Below are 10,163 nucleotides of genomic sequence, written 5' to 3' on the forward strand. Positions count from 1 at the left end.
GACCGTGATGGTGCCGGCGCGTTTCAGGAAGCGTCGCTTGCCCCACAGCTCGCCGGCGTTGTGTGCCACTGGCAGCGCCGGCACGCCGGCGCGTGCGGCCAGCAGCGCGCCGCCCGGCCGATACCGCCCGCGCTGGCCCGGCGGCATGCGCGTGCCTTCCGGGAAGATCACCACCCACAGGCCGTCGTCCAGGCGGTGCTGGCCCTGGCTGAGCATCTGTTCCATGGCGCGTCGACCGGCGCCGCGGTCGATGGCGATCGGCCGCCCCAGGGCCAGGCCCCAGCCGAACAGCGGCAGCCACAGCAGTTCGCGCTTCATCACCCACACCAGCGGCGGGAAGATTTCCTGGAACACCAGGGTTTCCCAGGTGGACTGGTGCTTGGACAGCACCACCACCGGCTGTTGCGGCAGGTTTTCCCGGCCCACCATGCGGTACCGCACACCGCAGGTGCACTCCAGCCAGCGCAGGTTGGTGCGGGCCCAGTGGCGGGTGAACGCGTAACGGCGGGCGAACGGCAGCAGGGCGACCAGCGGCACCAGGGCGCCGTAGGCGATGATGGTGGCCAGCATGCCGGCCGAGAAGGTGAGCGAGCGCAGGAAGGTCAGCATGGCCAGTTTCCCTCGAGCAGCCAGTCGGCGGCGTGGGCCAGGTCGCAGAAGCTCGGCACGCCAAAGTCCGCGCCCAGGCGCCGTGCGTCGGTGCCCACGGCCAGCGCCGTCATGCCGGCGGCGCGGGCGGCCTCGATGTCGCGCGCAGCGTCGCCGATCATCAGCGCGTCCATGGCGGCAAAGCCGCACTCGGCCATCAACTGCTTCAGAAGGCCGGGCTGGGGCTTGCGGCAGGCGCAGTGGTCATCGGGCGTATGTGGGCACCATGCGATGGCGGCGAGCCGGCCGCCGGCGGCCGCCACCTGCTCCCGCAGGCGGGTGTGGATGGCTTCCAGCGTGGACAGGTCGAGGTAGCCGCGGCCGACACCGGACTGATTGGTGGCCACCGCCAGGCCGAAGCCGGCGTCGCTCAGGCGGGCGATGGCCTGCAGGGCGCCCGGCAGCGGGTGCCAGTCGGCCAGGCTGCGGATGTAGTCGGGGCTGTCCTGGTTGATCACGCCGTCGCGGTCGAGCACCACCCAGCGGCGTGACCCATCGGGCGCGCGCGCCGGGCCGTTCACGCCTGCAGGCGTGACAGGTCGGCCACGCCCAGGAACAGCCGGTGCAGACGGGTCAGCAGGGCCAGGCGGTTGCGCCGCACGGCGTCGTCGTCCGCCATCACCATGACGGCCTCGAAAAAGGCGTCCACCGGCTCGCGCAGGGTCGCCAGCTCGCGGCAGACACCGGCATAGTCGCCGGCTTCGCGCAGTGGCGCACAACGCTGCTCGGCGGTGGCGAGGGCCGCCGCCAGGTCGGTTTCGGCGGCGTCGTCGAACAGCGCCGGATCAATGGCGGCCTCAGCGGCTGTCTCGCCGGCCTTGGCCAGGATGTTGGCGATCCGCTTGTTGGCCGCCACGAGGCTGTCGGCAGCGGCCAGTGTCCGGAAGCCGGCCACCGCGCGCAGGCGGCGATCCAGCTCCAGCAGCCGGCCCGGCTTCAGGCTCAGCACGGCATCGATCTCGTCGGCTTTGAAACCCTGGCCATCGTAGTACGCCGGCAGGCGGTCCAGGACGAAGTCGAACACCTGTGTCGCCAGTGCCGGCGCGTCGAACGGTTCGGCGGCGGCATCCAGCAGCGCCGGCAGGTCCAGTGGCAGTTCCGCCTCGATCAGCAGTCGCGCCACCGCCAGTGCCGCCCGGCGCAGGCCGAACGGGTCACGGTCGCCGCCCGGCGTGCCGCTGACGCCGATGATGCCGGCCAGGGTGTCCAGCCGGTCGGCCAGGGCCAGCGCCTGTCCTTCCGCGGAAGGCGGCAGGGCGTCGCCGGCGTGGCGTGGCAGGTAGTGCTCGCGGATGGCGGCGCACACGGCCGCGGGCTCACCGTCGTGCTGCGCGTAGTAGGCCCCCATCACGCCCTGCAGCTCCGGGAATTCGCCGACCATGTGCGTGAGCAGGTCAGCCTTGGCCAGGCGCGCCGCGCGCACGGTGTGCGCGGCGTCGGCGCCCAGCTCGCCGGCCAGCAGGCCGGCCAGGCGCTCGACGCGCAGGGTCTTGTCGGCCAGTGTGCCGAGGCGCTGCTCGTAGACCACCCCGTCGAGGGCGGCGGAGCGCTCGATCAGCGGGCGCTGGCGGTCGGTGTCCCAGAAGTAGCGGGCGTCGGCCAGGCGGGCACGCAGCACGCGCTCGTTGCCGGCGCGCACGCGCTGCGGTTCCGGGCTGTCGATGTTGGCGACGGTGATGAAATGCGCCAGCAGCCGCGGCTCGTCGTCCACCACGTGGAAGTACTTCTGGTGCGCGCCCATCGCCGCGATCAGGACCGGCGCCGGCACGGCCAGGAAATCGGCGTCGAAACCACCGCTGACCGCAACCGGCCATTCCACCAGTGCGGTGACCTCGTCCAGCAGCGCCGATTCCAGCACCGCCTGGCCGCCGAGCGCCGCCGCGGCCTCACGCACGCAGTCGGCCACGCGCTGGCGGCGGGCGGCGAAGTCGGCCACCACGTGCGCGCCCATCAGCTGCTCCGCGTAGCGCGCGGCATCCGTGATGTCGAGCGGTTGCGGGTGATGGAAGCGGTGGCCGCGGGTGGCCCGTCCGCTGGACAGGCCGAAACGGGTGAAGTCGACCACGTCGGCGCCGTGCAGGGCCAGCAGCCAGTGCACCGGGCGCACGAACTCGCCATGTTCGCCGTCACCCCAGCGCATGCGCCGCTCGATCGGCAGGGCCTTGACGGCGGCGTCGAACAGCCGCGGCAGGGCGTCGGTCAGCCGCTCGCCGGCCTGGGTGTGGCGGTACACCAGCCAGGCGCCCTTGTTCGTCTCGAGTGTTTCGAGCGCGCTCACGTCGACGCCGCAGGACTGCGCGAAACCGAGCAGGGCGCGCGTGGGCTGTCCGTCGGCGTCGTAGGCGGCTTTCAGGGCCGGTCCGCGTCGCTCGGCCGGCCGGTCCGCTGCCTGTGGGCGGACGTTGGCCACCTGCGCCGCCAGGCGGCGCGGCGAGGCGAACACGGCCAGGGGCGCATCGGCTTCGGTCAGGCCGGCGTCGGCCAGGCCGCGGCGCAGGTGTTCGCCGAAGGCCTGCGCCAGTGCGCGCAACGAACGCGGCGGCAGTTCCTCGGTGCCGATTTCGATCAGCAGGGCATCCATCAGGCGGTCTCCGTGGCCGGTGCCGCGTAGGCCTGCGCGACGGCACGCGCCAGGGTGCGCACGCGCAGGATGTAGCGGGCGCGCTCGGTCACGCCGATGGCGCCGCGGGCATCGAGCAGGTTGAAGCTGTGCGAGGCCTTGAGCACCTGCTCGTAGGCCGGCAGCGGCAGGCCGGCCTCGACCAGGGCCTGGCAGGTGGTTTCGGCGGCGTCGAAGGCGGCCAGCAGCGCCGGCACCGGTGCATGGTCGAAGTTGTAGTGCGACTGCTCGACCTCGTTGCGGTGGTACACGTCGCGGTAGGTGATGCGGCCTTGCGGCCCGTCCACCCAGGTCAGGTCGTAGACGCTGTCGACGCCCTGCAGGTACATGGCAATGCGTTCGAGGCCGTAGGTGATCTCGGCGGTGACCGGTCGGCATTCGATGCCGCCGACCTGCTGGAAGTAGGTGAACTGCGTCACCTCCATGCCGTTGAGCCACACCTCCCAGCCCAGGCCCCAGGCGCCGAGTGTGGGCGACTCCCAGTTGTCCTCGACGAAGCGGATGTCGTTCACCGTGGGGTCGATGCCCAGTTCCCGCAGCGAGGCCAGGTACAGGTCCTGGATGTCCAGCGGCGACGGCTTGATGACCACCTGGAACTGGAAGTAGTGCTGCAGGCGGTTTGGATTGTCGCCGTAGCGGCCGTCGGTCGGGCGGCGCGAGGGCTGCACGTAGGCGGCCGCCCACGGTTCGGGCCCGAGCGCGCGCAGGAAGGTGGCCGGGTGAAACGTGCCCGCGCCGACTTCCATGTCGAGCGGCTGCATCAGCGCGCAGCCCTGGCGTGCCCAGTAGGTTTGCAGGCGAAGAATCAGGTCCTGGAAGGTCACCGGCGGCCTCGTTGCGGCTGGCGGGGCGCTCGCCCGCACAAAGGGGCGGATTATAGCGAGGCGCGGAAGTGCGCTGGCCGGCGTGTCGCCAGCCGAGGCGCCCCCGGTGGTGGCGGGGGGAGCGATTGACGCGGTGGGGAGCGGCTCAGCGCACCAGCAGCAGCGGCCAGCCGTCGTTGAGGAGGCCCTGCGCGGCGGCCGGCGTGGCCAGCGGGCTGTCGGCGCCGACGATCAGTCCGCGGGCGCGGGCCGATCTGAGGCGGGCTGCCACTGTATGCGCGGTGCTGTCTGCCGGCAGGATGAGTCGTGGCACGGTTGTCAGCGCCGGCGGCAGCACGAGTGCCGCGTCCAGGTCCGACTTCACCAGCAGCACCGGCAGCTCGGCGGCGCCGCTGTCGACCAGGGCGGCGACCATGCCCAGCACTGCCGCAGCGCTGGCGGCGCTGTCGACTACCGCCACCCAGTGCGTGCCGGGCCGACGCTGCGGGGGGACCAGCAGCACCGAGGCGCCGGCCGCGCCGAGCGCCGCCTGTGCCAGCGAGCCCAGGCGCCGTTCGCCGCGGCTGCTGACGCCCAGGCCGGCCAGGCGTACCCCGTGGCTGGCTTGCGGCACCACCTGCAGCGCCCGGCCGCGCACGACTTCGAAGTGCCAGCTCAGCCGGCGGGCCTGGGCGACGCGCGTCAGCGCCTCGCGTGCGACGCCGGCCAGGGCCCGCCACTCGCGTTCGAGTTCGCTGGCGCTGAACGGCGCCAGCTCCCCCGACTGGGCGCGCACCCGGCGCGCGAACGGCAGGCCGGCGGCGTGCAGCAGGTCTTCCTCTTCGACATACAGCCCGGTCAGGCTGGCGCGCAGGGCGGCGGCCAGGTCGGCGGCCAGTTCGAGTGCCAGCAGGCTGGCGGCCGACGCGTCGACGGCCACCAGCACCCGCGATTCGCCGGGCGGATCAGGCGTCGCCATTGCCGTTTTCCCCGCCACCGTGGGCCAGCGCCGCCCGGATGCGCGCGTACTCGGCCAGGCGGTCGGACACCAGACCGTTGATGCTGCCTTCGGGGTAGATCCCCTCGGCGTCGGCCACGCCGGCCGGCAGGCCGGTCAGCAGTTCGATGCCCTCGTCCACGGTGCGCACGGCATAGATGTGGAAGCGGCCGGCGGCCACCGCGTCGCGCACGTCGCCGCGCAGCATCAGGTGCTGAACGTTGGCGGCCGGGATCAGCACGCCCTGGTCGCCGCTGAGGCCACGGGCGTTGCAGATGTCGAAAAAGCCCTCGATCTTCTCGTTCACGCCGCCGATGGCCTGCACCTCGCCGAACTGGTTGACCGAGCCGGTCACCGCCAGCGACTGGCGGAGCGGCGCGTCCGCCAGCGCCGACAGCAGCGCGTACAGCTCGGCACACGACGCGCTGTCGCCGTCGACGCCGCCGTAGGACTGCTCGAACACCAGGCTGGCCGACAGCGACAGGGCCTCGCCGGTGGCGTAGCGGGCGGCCAGAAAGCTCGACAGGATCAGCACGCCCTTGGAATGCAGCGGCCCGCCGAGTTCCACCTCGCGTTCGATGTCCAGCACGCGGCCCTGGCCGGGGCGGGCGCGGGCGGTGATGCGGCTTGGCCGGCCGAACAGGGTGCCGCCCAGGCCCAGCACCGCCAGGCCGTTGATCTGGCCGATGCGCTCGCCGCGGGTGTCGATCAGCAGCGTGTCGCGCAGGATGGCCTCCTGCAGGCGTTCACGCACGCGCCCGGCGCGCATCTCGGCGGCGTCGATGGCCTGCTGCACGTGATCCGGCGTTACCTGTGCGGCCTCCGACCGGCGGGCGAAGTAGTCGGCCTGCGTGAGCAGGTCGGCGAGGTGGTTCAGGCGCACGTCGACGCGCTGGGCGTCCCCTGCGCTGCGCGAGGCGTGCTCGATGACCCGCGCCACCGCCGGCGCGCCGAACGGCAGCAGGCCCCGGCGGTTGGCCTGGGTGGCCAGCAGGCGGGCCAGCTCGTCGGTGCTGGCGGGGTCGCGGCGCAGGTCGTCCTCGAAGTCGGCCGCCACCTTGAACAGTTCGGCGAACTCGGGGTCGTGTTCGACCAGCAGGTAGTACAGGCGCCGGTCGCCGATCAGCAGCACGGTGACGTCGAGCGGGATCGGTTCCGGGTCCAGTGACACCGTGGTCAGCAGGCCGATGGCCCGCTCCAGCGGCTCGATGCGCAGCTCCTTGGCGCGCAGCGCGCGCTTGAGCGCGTCCCAGGTGTAGGGCTGGCTGAGCAGGCGCAGCGCGTCCAGCAGCAGGTAGCCGCCGTTGGCCTCGTGCAGGGCACCCGGCTTGATGAGCGTGAAGTCCGTGGACAGCGTGCCGAAACGGGCCTGGTGATCCAGCCGCCCGACCAGGTTCGGATAGTTCGGCAGGTCGGCGTAGACCACCGGGGCGCCGCCCCCGTCCGGGTGGCGGATCAGCACGTTCACTTCGTAGCGGGTAAAGGTCGGCTCCGGCGCGAACGGCAGCCGCGGGCCGGCTTCCTCGTGCGAGGCGACGAAATCGCCGACGTTGTCGATCACGTCCTGGCAGGCGGCGTCGAGATAGCCGGCCACCCCCGGCGTGTCGCCGAAGGTGGATTTCAGCTCACCGAATGCCGGCTGCACCACGCCGGTGGCGATGTCGCGGTCCAGCTCGCGGATGCGCCGGCGCGCGTCCTTCTGCCACTGCGGCAGGCGCCGCAGGCGCTCGCCCAGCTCCTGTTCGAGTTGTTCGATGTCGGCCTCGATACGCTGGCGCGTTTCCTCCGGCAGCTTGTGGAACGCCGCCGGCGACATGGCCTCGCCGCCGGACAGCGGCGCAAAGGCGAATCCGCCGGGCGTGGAGATCAAGGCCACGTCCTTGGCGCGGGCCTGTTCCCGGATTTCATCCACCGCCTGTTCGTGGCGGTCCTTGAATTCCTGTTCCACCACACGCCGCCGGGCCTGGTACTCGTCGCTTTCGAAGGCCGCCGGCAGGGTGCTGCGCAACTCCTCGACCAGCTGCGTCATGGCGTCGCAGAAGTGCCGCCCCCGGTCCGGCGCGAAGCGCAGGGCGCGCGGCCGGTGCGGTTGCTCGAAGTTGTGCACGTAGCACCAGTCCGGCGGCGTGGCCTCACGGGCCGACCGTTGCTGCAGGAAGCTGCGCACCACGCCATGCCGGCCGGCGCCGGGGCTGCCCAGGACAAACAGGTTATAGCCGTCGTGACGGATGCCGGTGCCGAACTCCAGTGCCGCCAGGGCGCGTTCCTGACCGACCACCTCCAGCGTCTCGGTCACGTCCGCCGTGGTCTGGTACGGAATGAGCTCGATCGGGCACGGCGTGTAGAGCTGCTGCGGCGTCAGTGGCGCTACGGCCATCGAATTTCTCCGCTCCGGGTGGCGTGCCGCCGGCGGCACCGGCTTTGGCTCGATAATAACCAGCCTTGCGAGCCTGACTGCGCGACCATGATCAAGCCGCTCCTGTTTGTCTACGGCAGCCTGCGCCGCGGTGCCGGTGCCCACGGCCGGCTGCGGCCGGTGGCGTACTGCCTTGGCCGGGCGAGTGTCGCCGGTTGTCTGTACGACCTTGGGCCGTATCCGGCGGCCCGGCCGGCGCGACGTCCCGGCGAGCGGGTGCACGGCGAGCTGTACCGCCTGACCCGGCCGGCCGCCCTGGCGGCACTGGACCGCTACGAAGCCTGCGACCGGACCGACCCGCAGGCCGGCCAGTACCGGCGCGAGAGCGTGCCGGTGCAGTGGCGCGGCGGCCGCGCGCAGGCGTGGGTGTACTGGTACAACCGGCCGCTGCGCGGCGCCCGGCGTTTGCCCCGTGGCCACTGGTGGCGCCCGTGAAGCTGCCGTTCAGCACCTATCTGGTCGGTGGCGCGGTGCGCGATCGCCTGCTCGGCCTGCCGGTGACCGACCGCGACTACGTGGTGGTCGGCGCCACGCCGGACGACCTGATCGGCGCCGGTTTCAAGCAGGTGGGCGCCGACTTTCCGGTGTTCCTGCATCCGGACAGCGGCGACGAGTACGCGCTGGCCCGCACCGAGCGCAAGACCGCGCGCGGCTACCACGGCTTTGCCGTCCACTTCTCGCCGGACGTGACGCTGGAAGAGGACCTCCAGCGGCGTGATCTGACCATCAACGCGATGGCGCAGGCACCGGACGGCAGCGTCATCGACCCCTACGGCGGGCAGGCGGATCTGGCCGCCCGGCGCCTGCGCCATGTCTCGCCCGCGTTTGCGGAGGACCCGGTGCGCATCCTGCGCCTGGCGCGCTTCGCGGCGCGCTTTCACCGCATGGGTTTCACCGTGGCGGACGACACGCAGGCGCTGATGCGGCGCATGGTGGCGGCCGGTGAAGTGGACGCGCTGGTGCCCGAACGGGTGTGGCAGGAGTTCGAGCGGGCACTGCGCGAGCCGGACCCGCAGCGCTTCATCGGCGTGCTGCGCGACTGCGGCGCGTTGGCAAAGCTGCTGCCGGAACTCGACCGCCTGTTCGGCGTGCCGCAGCCGGCCGGGCCGCACCCGGAGATCGACACCGGCGTGCACGTGCTGATGGTGCTCGCGCAGGCCGCCCGTCTGAGTGACGACCCGCAGGTGCGCTTTGCCGCCCTGCTGCACGACCTGGGCAAGGGCACCACGCCGCCCGGCGAGTGGCCCAGCCACCACGGCCACGAGGCGCGCAGCGTGGAGCTGGTCAGTGGCCTGTGCGCGCGGCTCAAGGTGCCGGTGGCCTACCGGCAACTGGCGCAGGCCGTGGCGCGCGACCACGGCAACGCGCACCGGGCGCTGGAACTGCGTCCCGACACCCTGCTGGAAATCATCGAGCGCACCGACGCCCTGCGCCGGCCGCAGCGCTTCGCGCAGTTCCTGCTGGCCTGCGAGGCCGACCACCGTGGCCGCACCGGCTACGCGGACCGCCCCTACCCGCAGGCGGTGCGGCTGCAGCAGGCCTTCGAGGCCGCGCGCGGCGTGGACGTGCGTCCGCTGGTCGAACGCGGCCTCACCGGCGAGGCCATGCGCAGCGCGCTGCGGCAGGCGCGCACGCGGGCCATTGCGGCGGCGATCAAGGTCGATGAGTGAGGGGCGCACCCACAAAGGCCGCGGCGCCGGCTACAACCCGACGCCGCGCTACGCCCGCACGGAGCGCGCCGCGGCGCCCGACGCCGAGTCGCTTGAGGAACTTGGGGACGAACCCGGCGCCGACCCGCGCACCGTGGTCAGCGTGGATGCCACGCGCTCGGTCATTACCCGCAACGACTCGCCGGACCTGCCGTTCAACCAGTCGCTGAATCCCTACCGCGGCTGCGAGCACGGCTGCATCTACTGCTTTGCCCGGCCAAGCCACGCGTACCTGGACCTGTCGCCGGGGCTGGATTTCGAAACCCGCATCCTGGCCAAGCCGCGCGCCGCCGAACTGCTGGCAGACGCCCTGCGCAAGCCCGGCTACCGCTGCCAGGTGCTCGCCATGGGCACCAACACCGATCCCTACCAGCCGGCCGAGCGGCACTGGCGCATCACCCGCCGCGTGCTGGAACTGCTGCTGGATTGCCGCCACCCGGTCGGCATCGTCACCAAGTCCGGCCGTATCGCGCACGACCTGGACATCCTGGCGCAGCTCGCCCGCCACAACCTGGTCAGCGTGTTCCTGTCCATCACCACGCTCGACCGCGACATCGCCCGCACGCTGGAACCGCGCGCCGCGGCGCCGCAGGCGCGGCTGGACACCGTCGCCCGTCTGCGCGATGCCGGCGTGCCGGTGGGCGTGCTGGTGGCGCCCATCATCCCGGCGCTCACCGACCACGAGCTGGAAGCCATCCTCGGCGCTGCCGCCAAGGCCGGCGCCAGCTTTGCCGGCTACACCGTGCTGCGCCTGCCGGGCGAGGTGGCGGATCTGTTCGAAGACTGGCTGCACCGCCACCGGCCGGAACGCGCCCGGCGCGTGCTGAACGCCCTGCGCGACCTGTGGGGCGAGCGCCTTTCCAGCAACACCTTCGGTCACCGCCAGCGCGGCGCCGGCGACTACGCCACCCTGCTCGGCCAGCGCTTCGACATCGCCTGCCGCCGACACGGCCTTGGCGGCGTGCCGGCA

Annotated in this window: 9 protein-coding genes; 3 read left to right on the forward strand and 6 right to left on the reverse strand. The window is 72.4% G+C overall.

Annotated features, from left to right (window positions below):
- The 6 genes from ABYX71_RS07825 to ABYX71_RS07850 form a co-directional block, all read right to left on the reverse strand.
- On the reverse strand, nt 1–609 hold a 609-nt coding region (locus ABYX71_RS07825; RefSeq protein WP_372695941.1), incomplete at its 3' end, for a lysophospholipid acyltransferase family protein.
- A complete protein-coding gene (gene gmhB / locus ABYX71_RS07830) occupies nt 603–1,169 on the reverse strand; it encodes a D-glycero-beta-D-manno-heptose 1,7-bisphosphate 7-phosphatase (RefSeq protein WP_372695942.1) in 567 nt (188 codons plus the stop codon). The genes gmhB and ABYX71_RS07825, both read right to left, overlap by 7 nt.
- Complete coding sequence (glyS, locus tag ABYX71_RS07835) at nt 1,166–3,229, reverse strand: glycine--tRNA ligase subunit beta (RefSeq protein WP_372695943.1); 2,064 nt, start codon at nt 3,227–3,229, stop codon at nt 1,166–1,168. Before glyS ends, gmhB begins: the two co-directional genes overlap by 4 nt.
- Nucleotides 3,229–4,092: a glycine--tRNA ligase subunit alpha gene (gene glyQ / locus ABYX71_RS07840; RefSeq protein WP_372695944.1), complete on the reverse strand. Its 864-nt coding sequence runs from the start codon at nt 4,090–4,092 to the stop codon at nt 3,229–3,231. Before glyQ ends, glyS begins: the two co-directional genes overlap by 1 nt.
- Nucleotides 4,093–4,237: 145 nt before the next feature.
- Nucleotides 4,238–5,050: a universal stress protein gene (locus ABYX71_RS07845; RefSeq protein ID WP_372695945.1), complete on the reverse strand. Its 813-nt coding sequence runs from the start codon at nt 5,048–5,050 to the stop codon at nt 4,238–4,240.
- The gene (locus ABYX71_RS07850; RefSeq protein ID WP_372695946.1) at nt 5,037–7,445 is read right to left on the reverse strand and encodes a Lon protease family protein; all 2,409 of its coding nucleotides are present in this window, start codon (nt 7,443–7,445) and stop codon (nt 5,037–5,039) included. The genes ABYX71_RS07845 and ABYX71_RS07850 overlap by 14 nt, the downstream gene beginning before the upstream one ends.
- A gap of 87 nt (nt 7,446–7,532) precedes the next feature.
- Here ABYX71_RS07850 and ABYX71_RS07855 point away from each other — a divergent pair, with 87 nt between their 5' ends.
- The 3 genes from ABYX71_RS07855 to ABYX71_RS07865 all read left to right on the forward strand — a co-directional run.
- Nucleotides 7,533–7,919 (forward strand): gamma-glutamylcyclotransferase, encoded by a 387-nt coding sequence (locus ABYX71_RS07855; RefSeq protein ID WP_372695947.1) that lies wholly within the window; start codon nt 7,533–7,535, stop codon nt 7,917–7,919.
- Nucleotides 7,916–9,154, forward strand: coding sequence for a multifunctional CCA addition/repair protein (locus ABYX71_RS07860; protein WP_372695948.1), 1,239 nt, complete (start codon nt 7,916–7,918; stop codon nt 9,152–9,154). Before ABYX71_RS07855 ends, ABYX71_RS07860 begins: the two co-directional genes overlap by 4 nt.
- Nucleotides 9,147–10,163: PA0069 family radical SAM protein (locus ABYX71_RS07865; protein WP_372695949.1), on the forward strand; the 1,017-nt coding region annotated here is incomplete at its 3' end. The genes ABYX71_RS07860 and ABYX71_RS07865, both read left to right, overlap by 8 nt.

The organism is Immundisolibacter sp. (genome assembly GCF_041625615.1).
Lineage (GTDB): Bacteria > Pseudomonadota > Gammaproteobacteria > Immundisolibacterales > Immundisolibacteraceae > Immundisolibacter.